General features: G+C 60.8%; 27 protein-coding genes. 16 read left to right on the top strand and 11 right to left on the bottom strand.

Translation table 11 applies throughout. The features are described 5' to 3' along the window. Positions 1-125 precede the first annotated feature (125 nt). Both MVC20_RS18075 and MVC20_RS18070 read left to right on the top strand, forming a co-directional pair. On the top strand, positions 126-1,034 hold the full coding sequence (locus MVC20_RS18075) for a LysR family transcriptional regulator (protein WP_297543933.1): 909 nt from the start codon (positions 126-128) through the stop codon (positions 1,032-1,034). Then, positions 1,031-1,774 carry a sulfite exporter TauE/SafE family protein gene (locus MVC20_RS18070; protein ID WP_297543931.1) on the top strand — a complete coding sequence of 248 codons (744 nt, stop codon included), beginning with the start codon at positions 1,031-1,033 and terminating at the stop codon, positions 1,772-1,774. Before MVC20_RS18075 ends, MVC20_RS18070 begins: the two co-directional genes overlap by 4 nt. Here the strand turns inward: MVC20_RS18070 and MVC20_RS18065 are convergent. The 6 genes from MVC20_RS18065 to MVC20_RS18040 are packed head-to-tail and all read right to left on the bottom strand — an operon-like array spanning position 1,771 to position 6,546. Then, positions 1,771-2,442 carry a fumarate hydratase C-terminal domain-containing protein gene (locus MVC20_RS18065; protein WP_037276229.1) on the bottom strand — a complete coding sequence of 224 codons (672 nt, stop codon included), beginning with the start codon at positions 2,440-2,442 and terminating at the stop codon, positions 1,771-1,773. The two genes, MVC20_RS18070 and MVC20_RS18065, sit on opposite strands and share 4 nt — an antisense overlap. After that, on the bottom strand, positions 2,439-3,398 hold the full coding sequence (locus MVC20_RS18060) for a fumarate hydratase (RefSeq protein ID WP_297543928.1): 960 nt from the start codon (positions 3,396-3,398) through the stop codon (positions 2,439-2,441). Before MVC20_RS18060 ends, MVC20_RS18065 begins: the two co-directional genes overlap by 4 nt. Beyond that, complete coding sequence (locus MVC20_RS18055) at positions 3,395-5,149, bottom strand: FAD-binding protein (protein WP_297543926.1); 1,755 nt, start codon at positions 5,147-5,149, stop codon at positions 3,395-3,397. Before MVC20_RS18055 ends, MVC20_RS18060 begins: the two co-directional genes overlap by 4 nt. Next, positions 5,149-5,490, bottom strand: a complete 342-nt coding sequence (gene sdhC / locus MVC20_RS18050; RefSeq protein WP_297543924.1) for a succinate dehydrogenase, cytochrome b556 subunit — start codon at positions 5,488-5,490, stop codon at positions 5,149-5,151. The genes MVC20_RS18055 and sdhC overlap by 1 nt, the downstream gene beginning before the upstream one ends. Then, positions 5,487-5,819: a succinate dehydrogenase gene (locus MVC20_RS18045; RefSeq protein WP_297543922.1), complete on the bottom strand. Its 333-nt coding sequence runs from the start codon at positions 5,817-5,819 to the stop codon at positions 5,487-5,489. The genes sdhC and MVC20_RS18045 overlap by 4 nt, the downstream gene beginning before the upstream one ends. Continuing rightward, positions 5,812-6,546, bottom strand: a complete 735-nt coding sequence (locus tag MVC20_RS18040) for a 2Fe-2S iron-sulfur cluster-binding protein (protein ID WP_297543920.1) — start codon at positions 6,544-6,546, stop codon at positions 5,812-5,814. Before MVC20_RS18040 ends, MVC20_RS18045 begins: the two co-directional genes overlap by 8 nt. A gap of 261 nt (positions 6,547-6,807) precedes the next feature. On the opposite strand from MVC20_RS18040, the gene MVC20_RS18035 reads away from it, so the two are divergent. The 4 genes from MVC20_RS18035 to MVC20_RS18020 are packed head-to-tail and all read left to right on the top strand — an operon-like array spanning position 6,808 to position 10,719. Next, positions 6,808-8,223 (top strand): circularly permuted type 2 ATP-grasp protein, encoded by a 1,416-nt coding sequence (locus tag MVC20_RS18035; protein ID WP_297544239.1) that lies wholly within the window; start codon positions 6,808-6,810, stop codon positions 8,221-8,223. Positions 8,224-8,226: 3 nt separating this feature from the next. Continuing rightward, positions 8,227-9,168 (top strand): alpha-E domain-containing protein, encoded by a 942-nt coding sequence (locus tag MVC20_RS18030; RefSeq protein ID WP_297543918.1) that lies wholly within the window; start codon positions 8,227-8,229, stop codon positions 9,166-9,168. A gap of 3 nt (positions 9,169-9,171) precedes the next feature. Then, entirely contained in the window at positions 9,172-9,972 is an 801-nt protein-coding gene (locus MVC20_RS18025) for a transglutaminase family protein (RefSeq protein WP_297543916.1), read from the top strand. Between the two features lie 15 nt (positions 9,973-9,987). Further along, complete coding sequence (locus tag MVC20_RS18020; protein ID WP_297543914.1) at positions 9,988-10,719, top strand: proteasome-type protease; 732 nt, start codon at positions 9,988-9,990, stop codon at positions 10,717-10,719. A 12-nt stretch (positions 10,720-10,731) separates the two neighbouring features. On the opposite strand, the gene MVC20_RS18015 is transcribed toward MVC20_RS18020, so the two are convergent. Continuing rightward, positions 10,732-14,337, bottom strand: coding sequence for a hydantoinase B/oxoprolinase family protein (locus tag MVC20_RS18015; protein ID WP_297543912.1), 3,606 nt, complete (start codon positions 14,335-14,337; stop codon positions 10,732-10,734). 116 nt (positions 14,338-14,453) lie between these two features. Between MVC20_RS18015 and MVC20_RS18010 the strand changes: the two genes are divergently transcribed. From MVC20_RS18010 to secB, 7 genes are all read left to right on the top strand, one after another. Further along, complete coding sequence (locus tag MVC20_RS18010; protein ID WP_297543910.1) at positions 14,454-15,428, top strand: TRAP transporter substrate-binding protein; 975 nt, start codon at positions 14,454-14,456, stop codon at positions 15,426-15,428. 61 nt (positions 15,429-15,489) lie between these two features. Beyond that, complete coding sequence (locus MVC20_RS18005) at positions 15,490-16,050, top strand: TRAP transporter small permease subunit (protein WP_297543908.1); 561 nt, start codon at positions 15,490-15,492, stop codon at positions 16,048-16,050. Then, positions 16,040-17,344, top strand: coding sequence for a TRAP transporter large permease subunit (locus tag MVC20_RS18000; RefSeq protein ID WP_297543906.1), 1,305 nt, complete (start codon positions 16,040-16,042; stop codon positions 17,342-17,344). The genes MVC20_RS18005 and MVC20_RS18000 overlap by 11 nt, the downstream gene beginning before the upstream one ends. Continuing rightward, positions 17,314-17,841 carry a winged helix DNA-binding protein gene (locus tag MVC20_RS17995; RefSeq protein ID WP_297543904.1) on the top strand — a complete coding sequence of 176 codons (528 nt, stop codon included), beginning with the start codon at positions 17,314-17,316 and terminating at the stop codon, positions 17,839-17,841. Before MVC20_RS18000 ends, MVC20_RS17995 begins: the two co-directional genes overlap by 31 nt. After that, positions 17,838-18,788 (top strand): hypothetical protein, encoded by a 951-nt coding sequence (locus MVC20_RS17990; RefSeq protein WP_297543902.1) that lies wholly within the window; start codon positions 17,838-17,840, stop codon positions 18,786-18,788. The genes MVC20_RS17995 and MVC20_RS17990 overlap by 4 nt, the downstream gene beginning before the upstream one ends. 254 nt (positions 18,789-19,042) lie before the next feature. Then, positions 19,043-19,816 (top strand): response regulator, encoded by a 774-nt coding sequence (locus tag MVC20_RS17985; protein ID WP_297543900.1) that lies wholly within the window; start codon positions 19,043-19,045, stop codon positions 19,814-19,816. A 55-nt stretch (positions 19,817-19,871) separates the two neighbouring features. Then, the gene (gene secB, locus MVC20_RS17980) at positions 19,872-20,366 is read left to right on the top strand and encodes a protein-export chaperone SecB (RefSeq protein WP_297543898.1); all 495 of its coding nucleotides are present in this window, start codon (positions 19,872-19,874) and stop codon (positions 20,364-20,366) included. On the opposite strand, the gene dnaQ is transcribed toward secB, so the two are convergent. The 4 genes from dnaQ to MVC20_RS17960 are packed head-to-tail and all read right to left on the bottom strand — an operon-like array spanning position 20,363 to position 23,112. Next, positions 20,363-21,058 carry a DNA polymerase III subunit epsilon gene (gene dnaQ, locus MVC20_RS17975; RefSeq protein ID WP_297543896.1) on the bottom strand — a complete coding sequence of 232 codons (696 nt, stop codon included), beginning with the start codon at positions 21,056-21,058 and terminating at the stop codon, positions 20,363-20,365. The genes secB and dnaQ overlap by 4 nt on opposite strands. Next, the gene (gene coaE / locus MVC20_RS17970; protein ID WP_297543894.1) at positions 21,051-21,671 is read right to left on the bottom strand and encodes a dephospho-CoA kinase; all 621 of its coding nucleotides are present in this window, start codon (positions 21,669-21,671) and stop codon (positions 21,051-21,053) included. The genes dnaQ and coaE overlap by 8 nt, the downstream gene beginning before the upstream one ends. Further along, on the bottom strand, positions 21,668-22,516 hold the full coding sequence (locus tag MVC20_RS17965; RefSeq protein ID WP_297543892.1) for a shikimate dehydrogenase: 849 nt from the start codon (positions 22,514-22,516) through the stop codon (positions 21,668-21,670). The genes coaE and MVC20_RS17965 overlap by 4 nt, the downstream gene beginning before the upstream one ends. Continuing rightward, positions 22,513-23,112: a Maf family nucleotide pyrophosphatase gene (locus MVC20_RS17960; protein WP_297543890.1), complete on the bottom strand. Its 600-nt coding sequence runs from the start codon at positions 23,110-23,112 to the stop codon at positions 22,513-22,515. The genes MVC20_RS17965 and MVC20_RS17960 overlap by 4 nt, the downstream gene beginning before the upstream one ends. 419 nt (positions 23,113-23,531) lie before the next feature. Between MVC20_RS17960 and hemJ the strand changes: the two genes are divergently transcribed. The 3 genes from hemJ to mnmE all read left to right on the top strand — a co-directional run bounded on the left by hemJ (position 23,532) and on the right by mnmE (position 26,689). Further along, on the top strand, positions 23,532-23,981 hold the full coding sequence (gene hemJ, locus MVC20_RS17955) for a protoporphyrinogen oxidase HemJ (protein ID WP_297543888.1): 450 nt from the start codon (positions 23,532-23,534) through the stop codon (positions 23,979-23,981). Between the two features lie 123 nt (positions 23,982-24,104). Continuing rightward, a complete protein-coding gene (gene rho, locus MVC20_RS17950; RefSeq protein ID WP_297543886.1) occupies positions 24,105-25,376 on the top strand; it encodes a transcription termination factor Rho in 1,272 nt (423 codons plus the stop codon). 26 nt (positions 25,377-25,402) lie between these two features. Further along, positions 25,403-26,689 (top strand): tRNA uridine-5-carboxymethylaminomethyl(34) synthesis GTPase MnmE, encoded by a 1,287-nt coding sequence (gene mnmE / locus MVC20_RS17945; protein WP_297543884.1) that lies wholly within the window; start codon positions 25,403-25,405, stop codon positions 26,687-26,689. Positions 26,690-26,694: the final 5 nt, after the last annotated feature.

The raw sequence follows: 26,694 nt of genomic DNA, 5'->3' as shown, positions 1-26,694 counted from the left end.
TGTCGGCGGCTGGCTTGTTCGCGGATTGCAACGCCGTCGCCTTTAGGTGTAACTTTAAGGCAGGCTTAATATAAGCAATATTCTGTTACAGGATGCATTAGTTAAACTTACGAGAGAGGCGGAGCATGTCAATCCGGCGCTTGCGCACCCTGATTGCAGTAGATGATCACAAGACCTTTAGCGCCGCCGCCGAGGCAGTCTTTGTCACCCATGCCGCCGTCAGCCAACAGATGCGCAGCCTTGAGGAAGAATGGGGGGTCATGCTCTTTGACCGCTCACGCAGGTCTCCAGAGTTGACACCGACAGGGCGCGCCTTGGTCGCCCGGGCGCGTGACATCGTTCGCGCCTACGACGCCATCGTGCCATCGGTCCTGGGGGACGAGGGGTTTCGTGGCGAGATCTCTCTTGGTGCGGTGCCGATGACACTCACGGGGCTGACACCTCTGTCGGTCCGACTGCTCAAGGAAAGCTATCCGGAGTTGCATGTGCGCATCGTGCCCGGGATGACCACCGCGCTGATTGCCGAGGTCGAGCGGGGCGCGCTTGATGCGGCGGTGCTGTCGCGCCAAGGTCCTTTGCCTCCCGAAATCGACCATGCCGACATCGCACAAGAACCTATGGAACTGCTCGCCCCACAAGAGACAGAGGGCGACGATGTGCGCGAACTTTTGGTCCGACATCCCTTCATCCGGTTCAGCCGCGATGCTGTTGTCGGGGGGCTGATCGACGGTTGGCTGCGCGAGCACGGGATTCCCGTGTCGGTCACGATGGAGCTACAGGGGCTAGAAGCGATTTCGAGCATGGTCCTTGCGGGGCTAGGTGTGTCCATCGTGCCTGCGCGATGTGTGCGGGGTGTACAGCCGCTTCCGTTGCGCCGTGTGCCGCTGCCTGATGGCGCACCCGTGCGGCAATTGACGCTGGCCTATCGGCGAGACAACCCACGCATCCGCATCATCCAGGAAATCCACAAGGCCCTGATGGGTGCCGTCGAGATCGGCGTTTTCACCCCATCCACGGGCGGGCCGGCGGGATGAGCGCCGAGGTCATACCCTATGTCATTGCCGGAGCGATGGCGGGCGGATTCATCAACGGGCTGGCCGGGTTTGGCACGGCGCTGTTCGCCCTTGGCTTCTTTCTCGTCGTGTTGCCGCCCTTTCAGGCGGTGGCCATGCTGGTCCTGCTCTCGGTCATCACCGGACTGCAAGGCCTTTGGGTTGTGCGCGCTGCGATCCGCCAGAACACTCGGCGGCTAGCGCGGTTTCTGCTGCCCGGATTGGCGGGGATTCCCATTGGGGTGATGATCCTCAGCGTGATTGACGCCAGCACGCTCAAGACCGTGGTGGCGGCAATGCTGCTGCTTTACGGAGGCTATTTCACCCTGCGCGCACGCCTGCCACGGTTCGAGCGCGCGACGCCGTTCTGGGATATGCTGGTCGGGTTCCTGGGGGGCATTCTGGGCGGTGCCGCCTCGCTCTCTGGCGCGTTGCCGATGATGTGGTGCACGCTGCGTCCCTGGCCCAAGCAGGAAACACGCGCGGTCTTGCAACCGTTCAATGTGGTGGTTCTGGCGGTCACGACGATGCTGCTCGCGCTCAAGGGGGCCTATACCCATGAAACCTTGATCTATCTCGCGATGGCCATTCCAGCCGCGCTCTTGGCGGCGCAGATCGGGATTACCGTGTTCAAACGCCTGAGCGACACGGCCTTTCGACGGTTGCTGATCGTGTTGACCCTGGTTTCAGGCGTGGTTCTGCTGCTGCGCGAAGTGCTTTAGCCAATCACCTCGTCCGAGCGGTCATCGGTCTCGCCATAGCGTTTGAGCGTGGCGGGACGGGTTCCTTCATAAACCCGCGCCAGATTCTCGGCAATCTTGGCGTTCTCGCGCTCGAACAGGCAATTGCCCTCAAGGTCAGAGGCCACGATGAACGGCCCCATCTTGTTGCAGCGAATGACCCACATCGCCTGCGCCAGACCGAGTTCCTCTTGCCAATGCACGGCCTCGACCTTTTCGATGCCGCGCCCCAACAATGCGCCGGTGCCATAACCCACCGTCGAAAGGTAAATCGCACCATTGGGCACGAAATAGGATTTGTAATCCTTGGACGACATACCACCCTTGCCGATGATCAGCTTGGCACCGGTCTTGGCCATCCATTCCGGCAACCACTTGGCAAAGCGGAACGAGGCAGTGGCCGTCACCGCGCCCATGTTGAAGGACCCATCGGGGCGAATGGCAGCGGCGGGGGAGCAGTGGAAATTCGCGGCGCTCTGGCTGGGCAGTTCGAGCGGAATATTGGCCTTGTCCTCAAGCGCGCGCATGTAGACACCTTCGCGCGCCGTATAGAGCAACCCGTCCAGATAGACGATGTCGCCAAGACGAAGCTCGGCCAGGGCCTCGGGCGTCGGCGTGGTGCTCAGGCGGATTTCGCGGGGCTTGCTCATTCTGCGGCCTCCTGAGCGGAGCCTGGCCAATCGACGGTTTCGCGGCGCTGATAGGAGGTGAACCAATCAGGATCGGTGCGATGCTCGACCCGGCCATCGGGATAGATGCGTGCCACGGCCCGCCGTGATGACAGGCAAAAGGCATGCACCGACATCTGCATGCCCCCGGTATGGCAATAGCCCACCTCGATATTGCAGTTGATCACCATGTTCTTGCCGACAAAGCCCATCGCGCCCATGCCGATGGAATTGCCCAGTTCCTTGAACTCGCGCTCCAATGCCGCAATCTTTGGGTCAGGATTCTCGCTGCCTACCACACGCAGGCAGGCGGCGCGCTTGCCCAGAACCATGCAGGTATCCTTGGACCCACCCAGCCCGATGCCGATGATCGCCGGCTGACAGGCCAGCCCGCGTTTGCCAAAGGCCACGAGGCTATCGAGGTAAAACCGCTTGATCCCCTCGATCCCGTCGGAGGGGAAGAGCATGCGATAATCGGTGCCGAAAAGCCCGCCCTTGTGCACGGTGATGAGGTCGATCCATTCGCCCCCCGGCTCATAACCGTATTCGATCTCGGGCGCGCCGATGCCGACATTGTTGTTGTGATCGGTGCGCCAGAGCGGATGCACCCGGTTGGGCCGCAGGGGCACGTCATAGGTGGCCTTGGCCGTCGCACGGCGCAGCGCGGATTCGAGCGCGACCGGTCCGCCTTCGATCCGGGCCTCGTTGCCCATTTTCACATACCAGCGCGGACAGCCGGTATCGCCGCACATGGCGCGGCGGTCTTCCTTGGCGGCCTTGTAATTCTCGAGCATCGCCTGAAGAACGAAGGACGAGAGATTGCCATCCTCGGTTTCGGCGGCGGCCTGAAGGCCGGTCAGGTAATCCTCGGGGATTTCAATGGCCGCCTTGTCCATCAGGGCTTCGGCGGTGTTCTGGATGAGGTCGATCGAGATCATTGCGCGGCCACCAGTGTTTCAGGCTCATTTTCGGGCAAGATGGTCTCGCCGGGGCGAATGATGCTGAATTGCACCGGGTCGCGGCGCACGGTCAGGTCATCGCCCCGCTGCGTGACCACGGTAAAGTAAGAGGCATCGAGATCGCCCTCTTCGGGGAAATCCTCGCGATAATGCGCGCCGCGCGAGTTCTCGCGCGCAAGGCCCGCCAGCGTGATCGCCTCGGACACGTCGCAGAGCGAGCGCAGGTTGAGCCAATCGTGCCAAGTGAGGTTGAAGGCGAGATTATCGCCCGCGACGCCGACATTCATCAGCGCTTCGGAAATTTCGGCCACGCGGGTCAGCCCACGCTCCATTCCCGCGGCGGTGCGCATGACGCCGACATCGTCCCACATCGCCTCTTGCAGTGCCGCGCGCAGCGGATGGACCGGCGCAGGCTGGCGCGTGAGGGGGTGCAGCGCACGCGCAATCTCGGCCTGCAACACCTCGGGGCAGGGATCGCGGAGCGCCCCAATGCTGCGAATATCGGCGCCCATAACGTCACCCGCGACACCACCATAAACGGTGGAATTGGCGACGCCATTGCCGCCCAAACGGTTCGAGCCGTGGGCGCCGCCCGCATCCTCGCCCGCCACATAAAGCCCCTCCATCGCGGTGCGGGTGTCGGGATCAACCACCACGCCGCCCATGAAATAATGCGCGGTCGGCACAACCTCGACGAGGCCCCCCGCCAGATCGAAGCCACTATCGGCACAACGTTTGACCATGCCGGGGAACTTGGCGCGCACGGTGTCGGGCCCAAGATGGGACATGGAGATAAACACGCCGCCATTCGCCGAGGTGTTGTTCTTGCGCATCTCGGCATAGATGGCGCGGCTGACCACGTCGCGCGTCGCACGCTCTCCCTTGGGGTCATAGTCAAACATGAAGCGGTTTTCCGCGCCGTTGAGCAGTTGACCGCCTGCACCGCGCAGCCCCTCTTCCAGCACTGTTCCGGTCATGCGCGTATGGTCCCCCGCCAAGAGGCCGGTGGGGTGGAACTGCACCATTTCCATGTCGCGCAACTCCAGCCCCGCCCGCAGCGCCATGGCGAGGCCATCCATCGTCTTGTCGCCAGAGGGGGTATTGTACTTGTACATGGTCGGCCCGCCGCCGGTGGCCATCAGCACCGTCTTGGCCCGAACCAGCCGGAAACCGCCTGTGCGCATGTCGATAAAGAGCACGCCCGCGAGCGCGCTACCGTCGCGCGTGGGGATGAGGCCAATCGCGCGGTGTTCCTGCAACTTCTCGACAGGGCGCGCCAGAACCTGCTCCATCAAGCGGCTGATGATTTCTATCCCGGTCAGGTCGCCCTTGTGGACCGTGCGGTCGGCGGTCTGCCCGGCAAACGCCTTTTGATGCAGCGTGCCATCGGGGTTGCGGTCAAAGAAGCACCCGATTTCATTCTCTAGCTCGTGGATACGCACCACCGCCTGTTCGCAGAGTTTCCACGCCATGTCCTGATTGGGCAACCATTTGCCGCCCTTTATGGTGTCCATGAAATGCCGCTCGACGCTATCGCCCCCGCCCAGCGCCACGTTATAGCCGCCCTGCACCATGCGCGTGCAGCCGCATTTCCCGATCAGGCCCTTGACGGCAATGGTGATCCGCGTGCCCGCAGGTGCCGATTGCTGCGCGTGAAGCGCGGCAAAAAGCCCCGCACCACCGGTGCCAATGATGAGAATATCGGTGTCGTGCCGGTCGATATGGGTCATCAGATCGCCCTCAGGAAGAACGTGCCGGACAGGAAGAGCGCCGCGCCGACCGCCCCCGCCGCGAGCGTTTTCTGGCGGTCGGACCATGGCAGGAATTCTAGCGCCATCAAGCGCAGGCCACCGAACATATGGACTGCGAGCAGAAAGACGAGACCGAATTCGGCGATCTTGACCAAGGGATTGTCGGCAAAGGCGAGAAAGCCATCAAGTCGCGCAGGGGCGGTAATCGCCTGTGACAAGAGCCAGAAATGCGCGGGCAGGAAGAGGGCCAGGGCCAGACCCGAGACCCGGTGCAGCACAAAGGCCAGCCAGAGCGGATGCGAACGGGGCGGGTGTTTCATGGCAGCGTCACCGCAAAGACGGCACTGAACCCGAGCGCAAGGAGCGCGGCACAGGTGCCCCATGTCAAAAGGCCAAGGGCAGTTCCACGCAGGCGCAACCATTCATGCGCGATCACCCGCAGACCGATGGCGGCGTGAACAGAGACGGCCAGCACAAAGGTGCCGTAAAACAGGAACCACAGGAGGCTGCCCTGCGTCCGGCCAAGTATCTCTGCCGTGCTGAGCCCACCCTGAATGGCGTAAATCATCACCGCGATATGCCCTAGCACCAACGGGGCCATTACCAGCGCGCTCAGGCGCTGCGCCATGTAAAGCCGCAGATCAAGCATCGCGTTTCCCTCGCAAGGCCGCCTTGACCGTCTCGCGCTTGAGCCCCGCAATCGCGCGCATCGGGTTCAAACCATTGGGGCAATATTGCGCGCAGCTGCCCATGGAGTGACAATTGTGACAGCCACCCCTACCCGAGACAGCCGCCAGAATGCCGGGCCGGTCAGCATCGCGGCTGTCGTTGAGCAGAGTCCATGCACGTTGCAGGGCCGCAGGACCAAGGTAATCGGGATTGCCCGCTACCGTGTCACAAGCGGCGTAGCAGATGCCGCAGTTGATACATTCGATGCCAAGATTGGCCTCGGCGCGCTCGGGACTGTCCGGCTTGATCGGATCAAACTCTTCAAGCCGTCCACGTGTCGGATGGTGGTGGGCCTCGGCGGCGACCCATTTGTCAAAGAACGGGTCCATGTCCGTCGCCAGATCCTTGATCACCGGAAGGTTGCGCAGGGGCGCGATGTCCAGCCGCCCATCGCCCGCAACGCGGCTGACGTGGGTGCGGCAGGTCCAGCGCGGCACGCCGTTGACCATCATGGCGCAAGAGCCGCACATGCCCACGCGGCAGGCAAAGCGATAGCTGAGCGTCGGATCGGCCTCTTGCTGAATCCAGCTTACGACGTCGAGCACTGTCTGGTTTTCCCGCGCGGGCACGTCGTACCGCTCTTTGCGGGAGTCTTGTGCCGTGCCGCGCTGAACGGTGACGTGCAACATCTCGGGCGTTCGGGTCACGGCATCCTCTGGCTGGTGTGTAGACTGTGACCCTTGTTATAAACTTCAGTTTTCCTAACAAAAAGGAATAAATTCTAATATTTTGTGTAAGTCAGAGTATCATTTTGTCCAAGGTCAGGGATGACGCTTTCGCGACAACTCTTTGCCAAAGCCCAAAATTTGTGCATGACTGAGGGATAAGCGGGCATGAAACCGCATCGGGACCGGCTTGTCGCAACAATTTCGATTGCACAGGCCCCCGGACAGGGAAAGCATGATCCTATGGATATGTTCGATGAAATGCAGGGGCAGAACGGGCAGATTCGTGGCCCATATGCCAAATTCGACGCCTGGCTGAGCGAGGAAGATGCCGCTCGCCTGCGGGCCAAAAGTCGTGAGGCGGAGGATCTCTTTCGCCTTACGGGAATTACCTTCAATGTCTATGGGCGGTCAGAGGCTGAAGAGCGCCTGATCCCGTTCGACATCATTCCGCGCATCATCTCGGGGCGGGAGTGGCAGCGGCTGGAACGCGGCATCGAACAGCGCGTGCGCGCGATCAACGCGTTCTTGCATGACATTTACCACCGACAGGAAATCCTGCGCGCCGGACGCTTGCCGCAGGAGATGATTTCGAACAACGAGGCGTTTTTGCCTCAGATGATCGGGATGATGCCGCCGGGGGGCGTCTACACCCATATCACCGGCATCGACCTTGTGCGCACGGGGCCGGATGATTTCTTTGTGCTCGAGGATAACGCGCGCACGCCTTCGGGTGTCAGCTACATGTTGGAAAACCGCGAAACCATGCTGCGGATGTTTCCAGAGTTGTTCTCCAGAAACCAGGTTCGCCCGGTGTCGGATTATCCGCGCAATCTGCGCCGTTCGCTTGCCGCCTCGGCACCGGCCGCCTGTGAAGGCACGCCAACGGTCGCGGTGCTGACCCCTGGCATCTACAATTCGGCCTATTACGAACACGCCTTTCTGGCGGACAAGATGGGGGTCGAGCTGGTCGAAGGGCATGATCTGCGGATTGTGGATGGGCGTGTCGCGATGCGCACGACTCGCGGGTATCAGCCGATTGATGTGCTCTATCGCCGGGTCGATGACGACTTTCTCGATCCGCTCAACTTCAACCCCGAGAGCGCGCTTGGCGTGCCGGGGATCATGGATGTCTATCGCGCGGGCGGCATCACCATTGCCAACGCCCCAGGCACCGGTATTTCCGACGACAAGGCGATCTATAGCTACATGCCCGAAATCGTCGAGTTCTACACCGGCGAGCGGCCCATCCTGCAAAATGTGCCGACGTGGCGCTGCAACGAGAAAGCAAGCCTCGATTACGTTCTTGCGCATCTGTCGGAACTGGTGGTCAAGGAGGTGCACGGATCGGGGGGCTACGGCATGCTGATCGGTCCGGCCGCGAGCAAGAAGGAGCTCAAGGAGTTCGAGCGCAAGCTGCGCGCACGGCCGGGCAATTACATCGCGCAACCTACGCTCAGCCTATCGACGGTGCCCGTGTTCACCAAGTCGGGACTGGCCCCGCGACATGTCGATCTGCGGCCCTTTGTGCTGATGTCGCCCGAAGGGATCAACGTGACACCCGGCGGGCTGACGCGGGTGGCGATGAAAAAGGGATCGCTGGTGGTGAATTCGTCCCAGGGTGGCGGCACCAAGGACACTTGGGTGCTGGAGGACTAAAGGATGCTGGGAAAAACCGCCGGAGGTCTGTTCTGGATGGCGCGCCTGCTGGAGCGCGCCGAGAATACATCGCGGATGATCGAGACCGGACAGCGCATCGCGCTGACGCGCGCCGGCAGCGGTGCCGACGACTGGCTCTCGGTCTTGCAGGCCGCAGCAGTGGCCCATGGCTATCAACAAAAGCACGCCGAAGTGCTGCCCGAACTTGCGATCGACTGGATGTTGCGCGACCCTGAAAATCCATCCTCTGTGATGGCGGTCGTCACACAGGCGCGGCACAACGCGCGGCTGGTGCGCACAGCCCTCACGCATGAGGCGTGGGAGGCGGTCAATTCCTTTTGGATGCTGCTGAAAGAGGCGCTCTCGCGCAAGGTGGCGACCCGCGATCTGCCCAAGGTGCTGTCACTGATCCGCGAACGCAACGCGCTGGTGCGCGGGGCGATCCTCGGGACCATGTTGCGCAACGAAATCTATGATTTCATTCGCATCGGCACCTTTATCGAGCGCGCTGACAATACCGCGCGGATTCTTGACGTTAAATACTATGTGCTGCTGCCGTCGGCGGCGGCGGTTGGTTCGCGGCTGGACAATGTGCAATGGGACACGATCCTGCGCTCGGTCAGTGGCGAAGGCGGCTATCGGCTGGCGATCGGGCCGGATGTGACGCCGATGGGCATCGCGCAGTTCCTCATCCTTGACAAGCGTATGCCGCGCAGTCTGAATTTCTGCTGCGCCAAGCTGCGCGACAATCTCAACTATCTCGCTACGGATTACGATCTGCGCCTGCCATGCCACCATCAGGCCGACACGCTCTGCCGCCGGTTCATGAGCCACGATGTCGCCGCGATCTTTGATTACGGGTTGCATGAGTATGTGCAGGAGGTTCTCAACCATCTGGGCAAACTCAGCCAACAGATCGAGATTGACTACAGGTTTTACGGATAGCCCATGCTTCTCGCGATAAAACACCGAACCCATTACACCTATTCCGCGCCTGTCCCCTATGGCGTGCAGCAAATCCGGCTCTACCCCAAGCCGACGCGCGGACAGAACGTGGTGGAATGGTCCGTCTCTGTCGAAGGGGCCACGAAACAGGCCGAATTCACCGATCATCACCGCAACCACGTGGCGATGTTCAGCTTTGATGCCGATGTCACCGAGCTCATCATCCGCTCTGAGGGCGTTGTCGAGATGGCTGATACGGCAGGGATTGTCGGCCCGCACGACGGCATGGCCCCACTGTGGCTTTTCCAGCGGCCGACAGAGCACACTCGCGCCGGCAAGGGCTGTCGCGAGATCCTGCGCGGTGTCGAAGGCGATGGCGATCTGGCCCGGCTGCATGATCTGTCGCGGCGGGTGCATGATGCCATCACCTATGAGACAGGCAAATCCGAAGTTGCCTGGACAGCCGAAGATGCGCTGACCGCCGGTCACGGCGTTTGTCAGGATCACGCGCATGTTTTCATCGCCTGCGCCCGCGCAATGGGTCTTCCGGCGCGGTATGTTTCCGGCTATCTGCGAATGGACGGTCAAGACGAACAGAGCGCAACCCATGCCTGGGCTGAGGCCCATGTCGAGGGTTTGGGTTGGGTTGGGTTCGACGTATCCAACGCCATCTCGCCCGATACGCGTTATGTGCGGGTGGCGACCGGGCTGGACTATACCGAAGCTGCGCCGGTTTCCGGGCATCGGTATGGGGCGGCGACCGAGAACATGGACGTGACGCTGCAGGTGACGCAGCAACAGTGACAGAGGGTTTCAGACGTGACCTATTGCGTGGGCCTGTGCCTTGATCGCGGCATCGTTTTCATGTCCGACACGCGCACCAACGCGGGGCTCGATAATATTTCGACCTTTCGCAAACTGCACACGTGGCAAATGCCCGGAGAGCGGGCGATGGTGCTGTTGACGGCGGGAAATCTGGCAACGACACAGGCCGTTATCAGCCTTCTCGAAGAGCGGACCAAGGCCCATGACGAACGCGACCCGACCATCCTGTCGGTGCCGTCGATGTTTCAGGCCGCACGGCTGGTGGCGGGCACCCTGCGTGATGTGATCGAAACCCACGCCAGCACCGGACAACGCGCGGACAGCACATTCAACGCCACGATGATCCTCGGCGGTCAGATCAAGGGTGGGCCGCCGCGTCTGTTCCTGATCTATCCCGAAGGCAATTTCATCGAGGCCAGCCGCGAGACGCCTTTTTTCCAGATCGGCGAGACCAAGTACGGGCGCCCCATTCTGGTGCGCGCCTATGAACCCGGCATGAGCTTTGCCGATGCGATGAAGCTGTTGCTGGTCAGCTTTGACTCGACCATCAAGGCCAATCTGTCGGTCGGCTTGCCGCTCGATATGTGCATTTACGAGGCCGATAGCATGGTATTGTCCCCGGTGCACCGCATCGAGGCGGATGATCCCTATTTCCGCACCATCTCGGACGGATGGGGGGACGCCCTCAAACGCGCGTTCGAGAGCCTGCCAAATCCCGAGATCTGAGGGTGGCCGGGGTCAAGCCCGGCCAAACCCCCCTGCCGTTGGTGTGATCACGGTCACGGCTTCGCCTGCCTCCAGCACAGTCTGATCGCAGGCGTTCAGCACCTCGACAGCGCCCGAGAGGCGGCGCACTTCGGTTCGGCCCGCCTCGCCTGCACCGCCGCCCGCGCCGCCCTGCGGCGGGCGGTTGCGGTGCGACGACAGGATCGCGCAATCCATCCGGGTGAGGAACCGCAGGGTGCGGATCGTCCCATCCCCAGCGTTTGCGGCCCCTTTGCCGCCAGAGCCCGGACGCAGCGCAAAGTTTTCCAACAGCACCGGAAAGCGCAGTTCGAGAATTTCCGGATCGGTCAGGCGCGAGTTGGTCATATGCACATGCACGCCCGAGGTGCCGGGAAACTGCCGCCCATCGTTGAACTGACCTGCGGGCGAGCCAGAGCAGATGGTTTCGTAATACTGGAATTCGTCATTGCCGAAGGTCAGGTTGTTCATCGTGCCTTGACTGTTGGCCATGGCCCCCATCGCCCCAAAGAGCGCGTTGGTGACATGTTGAGAGGTTTCCACATTGCCCGCCACCACCGCCGCCGGATAGCGCGGCGAGAGCATCGACCCCTCGGGCACGATGATCCGGATCGGGCGCAGACAGCCCGCGTTCATGGGAATGGGCGCCTCGACCATCACGCGGAACACGTAGAGCACGGCGGCACGGGTCACGGGCTCTGGCGCGTTGAAGTTGTTTTTCCGCGCCTCGGATGTCCCGGTGAAATCCACTGTCGCCTCACGCGCGGCACGGTCAACGGTGATCTTGACCCGGATCACCTGACCTGTGTCGGTCTCATACTCGTATGCGCCATCCGAGAGTTTTTCCAGAACCCGCGCCACCGCTTCGGCGGCGTTGTCCTGAACGTGCCCCATATAGGCCTGCACCACATCGAGACCGAAATTCTCGACCATCTTGCGCAGCTCATTGATGCCGCGCGCATTGGCGGCGATCTGTGCCTTGAGGTCGGCCACGTTCATGTCGATGTTGCGACAGGGATAGGGGTGATCGCCAAGGAGCACGCGCAAGGCGTCCTCTCGGAACTTGCCCTGTTCGACCAGACGGAAATTGTCGATCAGCACGCCTTCTTCGTCCACCGTGGTGGCAAGCGGGGTCATCGAGCCCGGCGCCGTGCCGCCGACATCCGCATGATGCCCTCGCGAAGCCACCCAAAACAGGATGGTTTGCCCGTCCTCGGCAAAAACCGGCGTGACAACGGTGATATCCGGCAGATGCGTGCCACCGTTGTAGGGCGCGTTGAGCGCGAAGACATCGCCGGGGTGAATATCCCCTTCATTGAGGCGGATGATCGTCTCGACGCTGCGATCCATGGAGCCAAGGTGCACTGGCATGTGCGGAGCGTTGGCCACAAGCGCGCCGGTGGCGTCAAAAACCGCACAGGAGAAATCCAGGCGTTCCTTGATGTTGACCGATTGCGCGGTGTTTTGCAGGGTCACACCCATCTGTTCGGCAATCGACATGAAGAGGTTGTTGAACACTTCGAGCAGGATCGGATCGGCCTGCTCGGTGCCAATGGCCATATCGCGCGCCATCCGTTCGTGGCGGGACAAGAGCACATGGTCATGGGCCGTGATCTCGGCCCGCCAACCGGGTTCGACCACGATGGTCTGATTGTCCTCGATGATCAGGGCAGGGCCGGTGACACTGTTTCCGGGGGCAAGACCCGCGCGCCGGAACACGCCCGCAGAGGTCCATTCGCCGTTGCAGAAAAGCTGCGTGCGCGTGTCGGTCTGCGCCTCTGCAACACTCCGGGCCGCCCCGCTCTCGGGTGCTGCGGGGGGGGTTGTGTCGGTGGCCTCAACTTCGGCGCTGTCGATGATGACGCGTTTGTCGGGCGTGGTGAACCCGAACTGGGCCAGATGCGCCGCCTCGAATTCCGCGCGCGCCTGCGCCGGGGTGTCATAGGCCACAGGCAGGGCGGTATCGGTGCCGTCATAGCGCAGGTAGAGCCGCGGACGGATTTCTGCCCCTGTCACGCCCTGGGCCTGCATTTCCTGCATGACCTGCGTGGTCAGATCCTCGAGCACGGAAGTGATAAGGCTATCGCTGCTCTCGTCCAGCGGTTCTACCACCATCTGTTGCCGCGACGCGCTGACACGGGCCAGACCGATGCCATAGGCCGACAGAAGGCCCGAAAGCGGATGGATCAGAACCTTTTCCATGCCCAGAGCATCGGCCACAAGGCAGGCATGCTGACCGCCTGCGCCACCAAAGGAATTCAAGAGATAGCGGGTCACGTCATAGCCGCGCTGCACCGAGATTTTCTTGACCGCGTTGGCCATGTTTTCCACGGCGATGCGCACGAAACCTTCGGCCACTTCCTCGGGTGATTTACCGTCGCCCGCCTCTGCGGCGATCTCGGCAAAGCGCGCCGAAACCATATCGCGATCCAGCGGTTGATCCTGCTCGGGGCCAAAGATCGGCGGGAAGAAATCGGGGTTGAGCTTGCCCAGCATCACATTGGCGTCGGTCACGGTCAGCGGCCCGCCATTGCGATAGCAGGCAGGGCCGGGATAGGCGCCGGCGCTGTCAGGCCCAACACGAAACCGCCCCGGTTCGGCATGGAGGATGGAACCGCCACCCGCCGCCACCGTATGCACCCGCATCATCGGCGCACGGATACGCACGCCCGCGACCTCGGTGTCAAAGGCGCGCTCATACTCACCCGCGTAATGCGCCACATCGGTCGAGGTGCCGCCCATGTCAAACCCGATGACCTTGTCAAACCCGGCAATCGCTGCGGTCTGCGCCATGCCGACGACGCCCCCGGCAGGGCCAGAGAGAATCGCATCCTTGCCCTGAAAGCGCTCAGCCGCGGTAAGGCCGCCCGAGGACATCATGAATTGCAGCGTAGGGCCCGGCTGACCCGGCGGGGTTGCGCCAAGTGCTGCGGCCACTCGCGCCACATAACGGCGCAGGATGGGTGACAGATAGGCGTCAACCACCGTCGTATCGCCTCGCCCCACCAGCTTGATCAACGGCGAGACCTCATGGCTGACCGACACCTGCGCGAATCCTGCATCGCGCACCGCATCAGCCAGGGCCAGTTCGTGCGCGGGGTTTTTCCAGGCGTGCATCAGCACGATGGCGGCGGCATCAATCCCAGCGCTGCGGGCCTCGGCCAGACCGTCGGCGACGGCGCTCAGGTCGAGCGGGCTCTCGACTGTGCCATCGGCGCGCAGGCGCTCGGGCACCTCGATCACTCGGGAATAAAGCTGTTCGGGGAGCAAGATCTCCTTGGCGAAAATATCCGGCCGTGCCTGATAGGCGATGCGCAGCGCGTCACGAAAGCCGCGCGTGATCAAGAGAACCGTGGCGTCGCCCTTGCGCTCCAACAGGGCGTTGGTGGCAACGGTTGTGCCCATACGAACCGTTCCGATGCGCGCCGCGTCGATGGTGCCGCCAAGAAGACGGCGGATGCCCTCGATAGCCGCATCCTCATAAGCCTCAGGATTCTCGGACAAGAGCTTGAGCGGTTCGATCGCGCCCTCGGGGCTGCGCCCGATCACATCGGTAAAGGTGCCACCGCGGTCAATCCAGAAATCCCAGACCTTGTTCATATCATTCGTCCCCATTTCGGATCATTTACATTTTGTTGACAAATTATAAATGATCCGTCAAGCTTTCCTTGAACCGGGGCAACAACCGGCCACATCGTTCAATCAGGGAGACGACAATGAAACACCTCACCACTCTTGCCCTCTCGGGGGCGTTCGCCCTCAGCTTCGGGGCAGCGCAGGCGCAAACGACTTGGGATATGCCCACGCCCTACGGCGACTCGGTTTTCCACACCCAGAACATCATGGAGTTTGCCAAGGATGTCGCAACCGCGACCAACGGCGACTTGACCATCACCGTGCATTCGGCAGGTTCGCTCTATGCGCATCCCGAAATTCGGGATTCCGTGCGCCGGGGGCTGGCACCCATCGGAGAGATCCTCATGTCGCAGCTGGCGAATGAGGATGCAGTCTTTGGCGTCGACTCGGTGCCGTTCTTGGCGGCGAGCTATGACGATGCCAAGAAACTCTGGGATGCCTCGCGCGACGAGGTGACGGCGCGGCTGGCAGAGCAGGGGCTGACCCTGCTTTTCGCTGTGCCATGGCCGGGCCAGAGCCTCTACCTGACGGAAGAAGTGACCTCGCTCGACCAGATGAAAGGCGTCAGTTTTCGCGCCTACAACACCGCGACCGAGCGTCTGGCGCAGCTGATGGGCGCGGTGCCCACGACGGTTGAGGCGGGCGATATTCCAACTGCCTTTTCGACCTCGCGCGTTGCCGCGATGATCACCTCGCCCTCGACGGGCGTGTCCTCGCAGGCGTGGGATTTCGTGAGCCACTACATCGACACGCAGGCTTGGCTGCCCAAGAACATGGTTTTCGTGAACACGCGTGCGTTCGAGGCGCTGAGCGAGGCGCAGCAACAGGCGCTGTTCGAAGCCTCGGCGATGGCCGAGGCGCGCGGCTGGCAAATGTCGATGGCGGAAACCGAAGAAAAAATCGCGATCCTCAAGGAGAACGGCATGCAGGTCTCGGCCCCGTCAGAAGAGCTTGCACGCGGTCTGCGCGAGATCGGCGAGACGATGGCCGACGAGTGGCGCGCCAGCGCGGGCGATGTCGGGGCTGCAATCCTGTCGGCCTATTCCGCACGCTGACTCCAAGTCGGCGCGGGTCGCGACCCGCGCCGCATTCCTCTGACACAAAGGGAGACTGCGGATGCTGCGCGGGCTGCTGGATCGTCTTTATGCTGCGGGCTTTGTGCTTGCTGCCCTGTCGCTGGTGGCAATTGCCCTTCTGGTTCTGGTGCAGGTCCTTGGCCGGGTGATCGACAAGAGCCTGATTTCCCTCGGTCAAGAGCCTGTGGGCATCGCCATCACCTCTTTGTCGGAACTTGGCGGGTTTCTGTTCGTTGGCGCGGCATTTCTGGCGCTTGCGGGCACGCTGCGGGCCGGGGGGCATGTGCGGGTGACGCTCTTGATCCATTCGGTCCCGGCGTCCTTTGCCCGCCTGCTCTCTGCGGTGGCGCTTGTTCTGGCGCTCGGTCTTTGTGGCTTTGCGCTCTATAGCGCTGGGGTTCAGGCGCTGGATTCCTGGACGTTCAACGCGGTTTCCTTTGGGATGGCAAAGTTCCCGCTCTGGATACCACAAGCGGTGATGATGCTTGGGTTGATGTTGTTCTGGATCGCGCTTCTTGACGAATTGATCGTGCTGCTGAGCGGATCAAGCCCCGCCTTTCAACGGGCCGAAGACGGAAAGGGCATTCAGGATGGGCATTGAAATCCTCTCTCTTCTGCTGGTTGCGGTGCTCTTTGGTGCCCTGGCGCTTGGTCTTTGGGTTGGCTTCGGGCTGATCGCCGTGGGGCTGGTGGCGATGATGCTGGCCAGTTCCGCGCCCGCCGAACTGGTCTTTGGCACAAAGGTCTGGGGCGCGCTGAACATCTGGGATCTGACGGCGCTGCCGATGTTCATCTGGATGGGGGAAATCCTGTTTCGCTCGCGGCTGTCATCGAACATGTTTTCGGGCCTTGCCCCGCTGACCGGGAGACTGCCGGGGCGTTTGCTTCATGCCAATATCTTTGGCTGCGCGCTGTTTGCGGCCGTGTCGGGATCGTCTGCCGCAACCACAGCGACCGTTGGGCGCATGTCGGTGCCGGAACTCACGAAACGCGGCTATGACGACCGGATGATCATTGGCACGCTGGCCGGATCGGGCACCTTCGGCTTTCTCATCCCGCCGTCGATCATCCTGATCGTCTATGGCGCGGCCACAGAGCAGAGCATTGCGCGGCTCTTTCTGGCCGGGATCGGGCCGGGCATTCTGCTCGCCGCGCTTTTCTCGGGCTATACGATGATCTGGGCGCTGATGAACCGAGAGCGTATGCCGGAGCGCGAGCCAGCGACGTCCTGGGGCGAAAAGCTCAGGGCGATCACGCTCTTGGGGCCGACGATCCTGTTGATTGTCGCGGTGATCGGATCGATCTATGCAGGATTGGCGTCGCCCACAGAGGCGGCTGTCGTGGGCGTTCTGGGTGCGCTGATCCTCTCGGCCATCGGTGGCTCGCTGGATTGGCAGGGAACGTGGGAGGCGCTGCGCGGGGCGACGATCACCACCTGCATGATCGCCTTTATTCTGGCAGGCGCTGCCTTTCTCACCGTTGCCATGGGCTATACGGGCATCCCGCGCGCGCTTGCGGCCTGGATCGGGGAACAGGGCTATTCGGCCAATCTGCTTCTTGCGGCGCTTGTGGTGTTCTTTGTCATTCTCGGCATGTTCCTCGATGGCATTTCCATTGTGGTCCTGACCACTTCGGTCATCCTTCCAATGGTTCTGGCGGCAGGGATTGATCCGATCTGGTTCGGCATTTTCCTCGTCCTCGTTGTGGAGATGAGCCAGATCACCCCGCCGGTGGGCTTCAACCTCTTTGTTCTGCAATCCATTACCGGGCGCAGCATTTTCGAGATCGCGCGCTATGCCTTTCCGTTCTTTCTGCTCTTGGTGCTGGCCACGGCAATTCTGACACTCTTTCCGGAGATCGCCCTATGGATACCTCAGACAATGCTCGCCCGTTAGGACCTGTTGTCTCGTCGGCGCATCTGGCAGATTCGGGTTTGCCGGAACTGTCCGAGATGGAGTTTGCCCTGACGATGGCGAACCATGCGTTTCAACGCTGGATGGTCCGCTGCATGACGGCTGCGGGGATGCCGGGACTGACACCGCTGGAGGTCCTGATCGTGCATCTGGTGTATCACCGCGAGCGCGCCAAGAGCCTTGCCGATATCTGCCTCGTGCTCAATATCGAGGACACGCATCTGGTCAATTACGCTGTCAAAAAGCTTGAAAAACAAGGGCTTGTGAGGGCTGGTCGTAATGGTAAGGAAAAAACCATCGCCATTACCGAAACGGGGCAGGACTATTGCGCGCAATATGGTCGCGTGCGTGAGGCCTTGTTGGTGCGCTCGGTGCAACAGATCGGCGTGGACCCGGCAGAACTGTCGCGGTTGGCGGCGCTGCTGCGCGCGCTGTCAGGCGGATATGATCAGGCGGCACGCGGGGCGGCAGCGATTTGATCACGCTGCTGCATGGATTGGCGCGTCACGGGCGATTGATGCTCGTTCTCGGGCTGATCGTGGGAATCCTGGTGCCCGAGGCCGCCGAGAGCCTGGCCTCTCTGATCTTTCCAATGATTGTTTTTCTTCTGTTTCTTAGCACCTTGCGCGTTGACGTCTTGCACGCGTTTCCAGCTTGGGGTGATGTTCCCGGCTATGTCGCGATTACGCTGATCATGCAGGTCGTCATGCCGATGGCCGCCATCGGCGCCCTCGGTTTGGCGGGCGGGCTTGCGTCAACCCTGGGGATCGGGGTGGTGTTGGTGCTGGCTTCCGCCCCGCTGACAGGGAGTCCGGGCTTGACACTGATGGTAGGGGGCGATCCCGCGCCCGCCCTGCGGCAACTGATCATTGGCACGATGCTCTTGCCGCTGACGGCCTTGCCAGTGTTTTGGGTGATGCCGGTGTTTGGCGGCCCGGCAATGGTAGCCATCGCAGCGGCCAAGCTTCTTGCGGTGATTGCGGTCGCGGGGGTGCTTGGCCTGATCCTGCGCAGACGTGTGCGGTTTTTTCAATCTTACCAAGGGGAAAGGGCGGTCGAGGGTCTGATTACCGGGGTCATGGCAGTGGTCGTGGTTGGATTGATGTCGGCTGTCGGCCCGGCATTGCTGACGGCAAGTCCTGACCTTTGGCGCACATTGGCGTTGGTCTTTGGCCTGAATTTCGGGGCGCAAATTGTGGTGTTTTTCGCCGTGGGCCGATTTGGCCGGGTCGCCACGGCACCGTCACTTGCCATCATCGCCGGCAATCGCAACCTCGCGCTCTTTCTTGGGGCGCTGCCGGCAGATACAGCCGCTGATCTGCTGCTTTTCATCGGCTGCTATCAGGTGCCGATGTATGTCACCCCATTGATCATGGGCCCGGTGATGCGCCGAAGATCACGGCAGGTGGCGAATACGAAGCCTTAGTCTTGGCGCGCCACAACCTCAGGCAGATTAAATCTATGAGCCCTTTCAGTTGCACCTTTTACTCGGGTCTATGGTCTGTTACGATCGCGTTGTCGACCAAGGTGCTGTTTTATTGATCTAATTATCAATATCTTGAAGAGAGGCGGGTTTCTAAACCTGAAATGGCGCCCACTATCGTGTACCGCATTTCGGTACTGCGTCTATACATGGTTGTGTTTTCCAAAGCCCGAGCAAACCCAATGATTGAGGGTAGATTGAGACATAAGAGCATCAAACCGCGTTTCAACACGACCCCGGACAATGAGCCTGAGAATGGCCGTGATCCTCTGCGCGCTCAAAAACGATCCAAGCCCGGGTTTGCGACCACCACGATCCTGCTGAGCCTCGGGGTCGCGATCGTGGTGTTTGCCTTGGCGAGTTTTATCCTCTCGTCGTTGTGGTGGGCCATTCTTGTGGCCTATGCGGCGCAGGTCAGCTTTATCCTCGTGATGCTTGGCGGATATTACATGCGCAACATCGCGACCGAACCACAAAACCCGTATGACACGGAGAGGAATGATGGCGTCAATGATCGGATCATTGATACCGAACCGCCTGTCTGGTTGTCCTATCAGCCGAGGATGGAGGGGTTGAACCGTGTGCGGCGGGTCGCGGTGAGTGCGGCGAGCAACCGGAACAGCCGCAAATGCTGTGAGTGGCTTGCCGATTACGACTGTGAGGTGCATCTGTGTTCCGACCATGACACGTTGATCGGGGATCTTATTGCACGGCCTGAACGGTGGTCCTTGCTGATTGTCGACGTCGACCACATTGGCGGGCTGGATGCCGTGCCTCGAGAGCTGGAATATATCCGAAGTGGTCTGGCGCAGGTGCCGGTGATCCTGATGAGCAATCGCGCAGAAAAGGAAACTCTCGACGTTTTGATCCCGCGGAAACAAAATATGGTGTTGGCCAAGCCTTTCTTTCGCAAGTGTTTGTTCACGGCGGTTGAGAAACTCAACCCTGTCACAGCACAGGATGGGCATTGAGAGAAGGGGCGCGTCCTGCTAAGGGAAGGCAACATTATCCCTTCAGGAGGTTTTCATGGCCGAACATGAAAATGGCACCGCACAGGCCGGGCCACAATTGAAAATGAACATCCTATCGCAATTCATCCGCGATATGTCCTTTGAGAACGTGCTGGCGCAGCGCGGCACCGGTGGAGAGGTGCAGCCCGATGTGCAGGTGGCGGTGAACCTCGATGCCAAGAAGCGGAGCGTGGAACATCAATATGAAGTGGTGGTCAAGTTGACCATCAACTCGCGGAACAAGGCCGCCAACGAGGTTCTGTTCGTGCTGGAACTGGAATATGTCGGCGTTTTCCACATCGAGGGCGTGCCGGACGAGCAGCTGCATCCGTTCCTGTTGATCGAATGTCCGCGCATGGTTTTCCCGTTCATCCGGCGCATCGTCAGCGACATCACGCATGACGGTGGCTTCCCGCCCCTGAACCTTGAGAACATTGATTTCGTTCAGCTTTATCGCAGCGAGATCGCGCGCCGTCAGGCGCAGGCCGCGGCCCCCAAGGCCGACGCCTAAGACAGTTTTCGCCAGAGAGCCGCGTCGCCCATCTTGTCCACGAAGGCCTGATGGGCGGCCGCCTCTGACGGTGTCAGACGCGAGGCGAGGGGCGTCGGGCGCGGCATCGGCCGCCATGTGGATGTCTCGGTCACCTTACCAGATTTTGCGGTTGGACCTGTTGACAACACGAAATCTGGCTGCCGACCTCCGATCAGTTCCAGATAGACCTCAGCCAATATCTCGGAGTCCAGCAGGGCGCCATGCAGGGTCCGAGCGGAATTATCTATTTGAAATCTGCGACATAGCGCATCGAGAGAAGCGGGAGAGCCGGGAAATTTCTTGCGTGCGATGGCAAGGGTGTCGATGGCCCGTTCCCAGGGCAATTGCGGTAGTTTGAGCCAGCCCAGTTCGGCGTTGAGAAACTTCATATCGAAGGCGGCATTGTGGATGACAAGCCGCGCGTCCTGCACGAAATCCAGAAATTCCTGAGCAATTTCAGCGAATAAAGGCTTGTCACGCAGGAAATCATCCCCCAGACCATGCACGGCAAAGGCCTCTTCGGGCATGGCGCGCTGGGGATTGATGTATTTATGGAAGGTGCGGCCCGTCGGCATGTGATTATAGAGCTCGACGGCGCCGATCTCGACAATGCGATCGCCGGATTCTGGTTCAAAACCAGTGGTTTCCGTGTCGAGGACGATTTCACGCATGGGCCACCTTTTGCCGTATGTCACGCAGGACAGACTGCACTTGCGCGTGGGCGGATTCAAGGGTGTCTGTCGTGATCACGTAATCGGCGCGGGCACGCTTTTCCGCATCAGGCATTTGTTTTTGCAAGATATTCTCGAACTGCTCGGGCGTCATGGTGCCGCGTTCAAGAACCCGGGCGCGCTGTGTCTCGGTGGGCGCGCTGACCACGACGGTGTAATCCATGCCTTTATCTGCGCCAGTCTCGAAGAGCAGGGGAATATCGAGGACGAGGATCGGGTTGGAGTGTGTAAGGTCTGTAAGGTTCGTACGGTGGTTTTGTACAAAATCCGCACGGTCACGGGCGACGAGCGGATGAACGATGGATTCGATCCGGGCAAGCGCCGATGGATCGGCCGCGATGATCGATTTGAGCCGCGCACGGGAGATGCCGCCGTTTTCGATTGCCTCGGGAAAAACCGCGGCCATGGGTGCCACCGCCGCGCCGCCGGGGGCGTAAAGGCGATGGACGGCGGCATCGGCATCCCAGACCGGGCAGCCCTCCTGGTGAAAGAGACGGGCGGTGGTTGACTTGCCCATGCCGATCGAACCGGTGAGGCCAATCAGAATGGTCATCGCAAAACGGCCGCGCGGGTGGCGCTATCGACGGTGGGGCGCACACCGAACCAACGCTCGAAGGCTGGCACGGCCTGATGCAAGAGCATGCCAAGCCCATCAACGGTGACGCAGCCCAATTTCTCGGCCTCGATCAGAAGCTGGGTCTTGAGAGGTGCATAAACGAGATCCGTGACCAGGGCCCCGCGCCGCAACCCGTCGAGCGGGACGCGCAGGGGCGGTTTGCCCAACATGCCAAGAGAGGTGGTGTTGACGACCGTCACCGCGTCTTCCAGCATGTTTCCGGCCTGAACCCAATCGACAACGGTCAGACGCTTGCCGAATTCGGATTGCAATGCGTCTGCGCGGATGCGGGTACGGTTGGAAATGAAAATCTCTGGCACGCCGACATCGAGAAGCGAGGCGACAACCGCCCGCGCAGCGCCGCCGGCACCAAGGATGGCGGCTGGTCCGGCCTCTGGTTTCCATGTGGGGGCGTTCTGGCGCAGGTTCTGGATGAAACCGTAGCCGTCGGTATTGTCGGCATGCAATTTGCCGTCCTTGCGGAAGATAAGCGTATTCGCGGCACCGATCAGGGTGGCGCGATCCGTCACGAGATCGGCCAGGGCAAGCGCGCGTTCCTTGTGCGGAACGGTGATATTGACGCCGACGAAACCCATTTTGGGCAAGGTTTGTAACACTTGCGCCAGATCGTCGGCCCCGACATCCATGGGAATGTAGTATCCCGCGATCCCGTTCGTCTTGAGCCAGTGGCCATGCAATTGCGGCGATTTCGAATGGGCGACGGGCGATCCGATCACGCCCGCCAGTGGAATTCTGGCCAGAGGCTGTTTGTCATCGCTCATTGTTGCAGGTCTCCTCGGAGGGTGAGAAAGGACAGAAGATCGAGCAGCGGCAAGCCAAGAACCGTAAAGTAATCACCATCGACGCGAGAGAACAAGCGGACACCTTCGGCCTCGAGCTTGTAGGCGCCGACACTCTCGGCGATATCGGGCCAGTTGCGGGACAGGTAGCCATCGAGCCAGTCGTCGGAGAAGGAGCGCACGGTCATGCGCGCGGTGCCGATATGCCGCCAAAGCGGGCGGCCCGCCTGACAGATCACAACCGCCGAGAGGAGATCGTGACGCTTGCCCCGCATGGCGGCAAGCTGAGCGCGGGCCTCATCGACAGTTTCGGGTTTCGAGAGAAGCGCGCCGCCCAGGTCGAGCACCTGATCGCAGCCGATCACGAGCGCGGCGGGATGGCGGGCGCTGATCTTGGTTGCCTTGAGCTCTGCCAGCGCGTCGGCAATGTCGCGTGGTTTGGCCCCTTCGGCGAGAAGCGCGGCACGGACGCTGTCTTCATCCACGCGGGGTGTCACCGTCTCGAACGCGAGGCCCGCGTTGCGCAGGAGGCTCTGGCGAATGGTGGAGCCTGAGGCAAGGATGAGAGGAACATGCATGTGGATAACCTGCGGAATAACCTGATGGAATGTCTAGGTAGAATTGCGGAAGAAATCCATCCCGCCCGCGCATCCGGGGACAAGAGGGCGCTTCGGGAAAGTTCCGTCCGAGTTCTGCGGGTGTGGGAAAGAATAACTTGGGGGTTGGGATAGGTTGGACCTGATAGAGTTATTCACAGACCCAAGAGCGGAAACCGGGGACATCCAGATTCAGGACTACATTGAAGTTAAACACGAAAAAGCAGATTTTCCGTGGAGTTCAGGGAGATGTTGAAATTCCGTCACCATAGTTGTCCCCATGGGGATAATCCTGTGGGGTGGCTGATTATCCACAGAATTGGAACGCCCTACATCCCACTACATCCTTTCTTATATCTTACTTAATATTTAAGAAGTCCCAGAATGGACCGGAGCATAGCATGAGTGATGTCTTGAGCCTCGCCTATCCTTGGATCAAGGCGTTGCATATCATGTCGGTGATCGCGTGGATGGCCGGCCTGTTTTATTTACCACGCCTGTTCGTGTATCACACCGAGCAATCGCAACCGGGGGATAGCCGGGATGCTGTGTTTCAGGTGATGGAATACAAGCTCTTGCGGTACATCATGCGGCCGTCGATGATTGCGACCTGGGTGTTTGGTCTGTTGCTTGTGATGACGCCGGGGATTGTCGATTGGGGGTCGGTCTGGCCCTATACGAAGCTTGCGGGCGTCGCTGTCATGACCTGGTTTCACATGTGGCTGGCTCTGCGGCGCAAGGAATTTGCCCGAGGCGCCAATACCCGGACGGGTCGGCAGCACCGGATCATGAACGAGGTTCCGACATTGGCGATGGTGGTGATCGTGCTGTCGGTCGTGGTGAAATTCTGAGCTGGATTGACGTGGAGGGGCCTGTTGCCTATGTAGGCGCTGGGCCGCTGTTCTGGTGGCTGTCGAATCCCCGTTTCTGACCATAGGCCGCATCCAAATTCGGGTGTCACCAGAGGATTTCCCATGTCCGAAGACCGTTTGAACCTGTCCGATCTCAAGGCGCTGAGCGCCAAGGAATTGTTGACGATCGCCGAAGAGTTGGAGATCGAGAACGCCTCGACCATGCGCAAGGGCGAGATGATGTTCTCGATCCTCAAGGAGCGGGCCGAGGAGGATTGGACCGTTTATGGCGACGGGGTGCTTGAGGTGCTGCAGGATGGCTTTGGCTTTCTGCGCTCGCCGGAGGCGAACTATTTGCCGGGTCCGGATGACATCTATGTCTCGCCCGACATGATCCGGCAGTATTCTTTGCGGACCGGGGATACGATCGAAGGGCAAATGAAGCAGCCCGATGAAACCGAGCGGTATTTCGCACTGACCTCGGTCACGCAGATCAATTTCGAGGATCCGGAGCGGGCGCGGCACAAGATCGCGTTCGATAACCTGACGCCGCTGTATCCTGATGAGCGGTTCAAGATGGAGATCGAGGATCCGACCATCAAGGATCGGTCGGCGCGGATCATCGACCTTGTTGCGCCGATCGGGAAGGGGCAGCGATCCTTGATCGTGGCGCCGCCGCGCACCGGGAAGACCGTGCTCTTGCAGAATATCGCGCATAGCATCGAGAAGAATCATCCGGAGTGCTATCTCATCGTGCTCTTGATCGACGAGCGGCCGGAAGAGGTGACGGACATGCAGCGGTCGGTCAAGGGTGAGGTGGTGAGTTCGACGTTCGACGAGCCGGCGACGCGACATGTGGCCGTGTCGGAGATGGTCATCGAGAAGGCCAAGCGGTTGGTCGAGCACAAGCGGGACGTGGTGATTTTGCTCGATTCGATCACGCGTCTTGGCCGGGCGTATAACACGGTGGTGCCGTCGTCGGGCAAGGTGCTGACCGGGGGTGTGGATGCCAATGCGTTGCAGCGGCCGAAGCGGTTCTTTGGGGCGGCGCGGAATATCGAAGAGGGTGGATCGCTGACGATCATTGCGACAGCCCTGATCGACACCGGCAGCCGGATGGATGAGGTGATCTTTGAAGAATTCAAGGGCACTGGCAACTCTGAGATCGTTCTGGATCGCAAGGTCGCGGACAAGCGTGTGTTCCCGGCGATTGACATTCTCAAGTCGGGCACGCGGAAGGAAGACCTGTTGATCGACAAGAGCGATCTGCAGAAGACCTTTGTTCTGCGCCGGATTCTGAACCCGATGGGGACCACGGATGCGGTGGAGTTCCTGTTGTCGAAGCTCAAGCAGACCAAGACGAATGCCGAGTTTTTTGACTCGATGAACACCTGAGTCGGAGCGGAAACGGAGGTGTCCGGATGGACACGGTCTATGCCTTGGCCACAGCACAGGGGAAGGCGGGGGTTGCGGTTGTCCGTGTAAGCGGGCCCTGCGCCTTTGACGCGTGCCGTCAGATCTGTGGCGACGTGCCTGAACCGCGTAGGGCAGCTGTGAGGGTTCTCAGGGATGGGGATGGCGAGCGGCTGGATCAGGCGCTGGTCCTGACATTTGCAGAAAAGCAGAGTTTCACCGGTGAGGCGACGGTGGAATTTCATCTACATGGCAGCGCAGCGGTGATAGCGGCGGTTCTTGAGAGGCTGGGGCAGATCGAGGGTCTGCGCCTGGCGGAACCCGGGGAGTTCACGCGCAGGGCGTTGGAGAATGGGCGGCTTGATCTGGCGCGGGTTGAGGGGCTTGCCGATCTCATCGATGCGGAGACCGAAGCACAGCGCAAACAGGCATTGCGGGTGTTTTCCGGTGCTTTGGGTGAGAAGTGCGAGCAATGGCGTGGTCATTTGATCCGTGCGGTCGCACTTTTGGAAGCGACCATTGATTTCGCCGATGAGGAGGTGCCGGTGGACGTCTCGCCGGAGGTGACGGAGCTGGTAGGTCAGGTTTCCGCGGCGCTGGAGCGGGAGATTTCAGGCAGCCTGGTGAGCGAGCGGATTCGAAGCGGATTCGAAGTCGCGATCATTGGTGCGCCAAATGTTGGAAAATCGACGCTGCTCAATAGCTTGGCCGGGCGAGAGGCGGCGATCACCTCGGAGTATGCCGGGACCACGCGTGATGTGATCGAGGTACGGATGGATTTGGCGGGGTTGCCGGTGACCTTGCTCGACACGGCTGGCCTGCGGGAAACAGCGGATGCGGTTGAATCCATTGGTATCGCCCGGGCGCGCGCGCGGGCAGAGGCGGCGGATCTGCGGGTATTTCTGGTGGAGGCCGGTCAGCGGCCGGAAATGGAGCCGCGGGCAGATGATATTGTCATATGGGCCAAAGCGGATTTGCTGGGCGATGTGGAGAACGCCGTTTCGGGCAAGACCGGCTTGGGTGTCGGCGCGCTGGTGGAGAGGATTGGCCAGGTATTGAGCACGCGGGTGGCCAATGCCGGGATCGCGACGCGGGCGCGGCACCGGCAAGCAATGGAGCGTGGTTTGGCCGCTTTGCAGGCGGCGCTGGACATTCTTCCTCAGGGGGAAGCGGTGGCGGAGGTTGCAGCGGAAGAGCTACGTGTAGCTATCCGTGCGCTTGATTCTCTGGTAGGACGGATAGATGTCGAGATGGTTCTCGACGAGATTTTCGCCAGCTTTTGCTTGGGTAAGTGAGAGGT

The organism is Roseovarius sp., from assembly GCF_027019125.1.
Taxonomy (GTDB): Bacteria; Pseudomonadota; Alphaproteobacteria; order Rhodobacterales; family Rhodobacteraceae; genus Roseovarius.
Note: the sequence above shows the minus strand (reverse complement) of the source record. Positions and strands in the feature narration are given on the sequence as shown.

Bases quoted from the DNA above. Each gene is read 5' to 3' on its own strand.
- MVC20_RS18075 (WP_297543933.1), top strand. From the start codon at position 126: ATGTCAATCCGGCGCTTGCGCACCCTGATTGCAGTAGATGATCACAAG.
- MVC20_RS18070 (WP_297543931.1), top strand. From the start codon at position 1,031: ATGAGCGCCGAGGTCATACCCTATGTCATTGCCGGAGCGATGGCGGGC.
- MVC20_RS18065 (WP_037276229.1), bottom strand. From the start codon at position 2,442: ATGAGCAAGCCCCGCGAAATCCGCCTGAGCACCACGCCGACGCCCGAG.
- MVC20_RS18060 (WP_297543928.1), bottom strand. From the start codon at position 3,398: ATGATCTCGATCGACCTCATCCAGAACACCGCCGAAGCCCTGATGGAC.
- MVC20_RS18055 (WP_297543926.1), bottom strand. From the start codon at position 5,149: ATGACCCATATCGACCGGCACGACACCGATATTCTCATCATTGGCACC.
- sdhC (WP_297543924.1), bottom strand. From the start codon at position 5,490: ATGAAACACCCGCCCCGTTCGCATCCGCTCTGGCTGGCCTTTGTGCTG.
- MVC20_RS18045 (WP_297543922.1), bottom strand. From the start codon at position 5,819: ATGCTTGATCTGCGGCTTTACATGGCGCAGCGCCTGAGCGCGCTGGTA.
- MVC20_RS18035 (WP_297544239.1), top strand. From the start codon at position 6,808: ATGGATATGTTCGATGAAATGCAGGGGCAGAACGGGCAGATTCGTGGC.
- MVC20_RS18030 (WP_297543918.1), top strand. From the start codon at position 8,227: ATGCTGGGAAAAACCGCCGGAGGTCTGTTCTGGATGGCGCGCCTGCTG.
- MVC20_RS18025 (WP_297543916.1), top strand. From the start codon at position 9,172: ATGCTTCTCGCGATAAAACACCGAACCCATTACACCTATTCCGCGCCT.
- MVC20_RS18015 (WP_297543912.1), bottom strand. From the start codon at position 14,337: ATGAACAAGGTCTGGGATTTCTGGATTGACCGCGGTGGCACCTTTACC.
- MVC20_RS18010 (WP_297543910.1), top strand. From the start codon at position 14,454: ATGAAACACCTCACCACTCTTGCCCTCTCGGGGGCGTTCGCCCTCAGC.
- MVC20_RS18005 (WP_297543908.1), top strand. From the start codon at position 15,490: ATGCTGCGCGGGCTGCTGGATCGTCTTTATGCTGCGGGCTTTGTGCTT.
- MVC20_RS18000 (WP_297543906.1), top strand. From the start codon at position 16,040: ATGGGCATTGAAATCCTCTCTCTTCTGCTGGTTGCGGTGCTCTTTGGT.
- MVC20_RS17995 (WP_297543904.1), top strand. From the start codon at position 17,314: ATGGATACCTCAGACAATGCTCGCCCGTTAGGACCTGTTGTCTCGTCG.
- secB (WP_297543898.1), top strand. From the start codon at position 19,872: ATGGCCGAACATGAAAATGGCACCGCACAGGCCGGGCCACAATTGAAA.
- dnaQ (WP_297543896.1), bottom strand. From the start codon at position 21,058: ATGCGTGAAATCGTCCTCGACACGGAAACCACTGGTTTTGAACCAGAA.
- coaE (WP_297543894.1), bottom strand. From the start codon at position 21,671: ATGACCATTCTGATTGGCCTCACCGGTTCGATCGGCATGGGCAAGTCA.
- MVC20_RS17965 (WP_297543892.1), bottom strand. From the start codon at position 22,516: ATGAGCGATGACAAACAGCCTCTGGCCAGAATTCCACTGGCGGGCGTG.
- MVC20_RS17960 (WP_297543890.1), bottom strand. From the start codon at position 23,112: ATGCATGTTCCTCTCATCCTTGCCTCAGGCTCCACCATTCGCCAGAGC.
- hemJ (WP_297543888.1), top strand. From the start codon at position 23,532: ATGAGTGATGTCTTGAGCCTCGCCTATCCTTGGATCAAGGCGTTGCAT.
- rho (WP_297543886.1), top strand. From the start codon at position 24,105: ATGTCCGAAGACCGTTTGAACCTGTCCGATCTCAAGGCGCTGAGCGCC.
- mnmE (WP_297543884.1), top strand. From the start codon at position 25,403: ATGGACACGGTCTATGCCTTGGCCACAGCACAGGGGAAGGCGGGGGTT.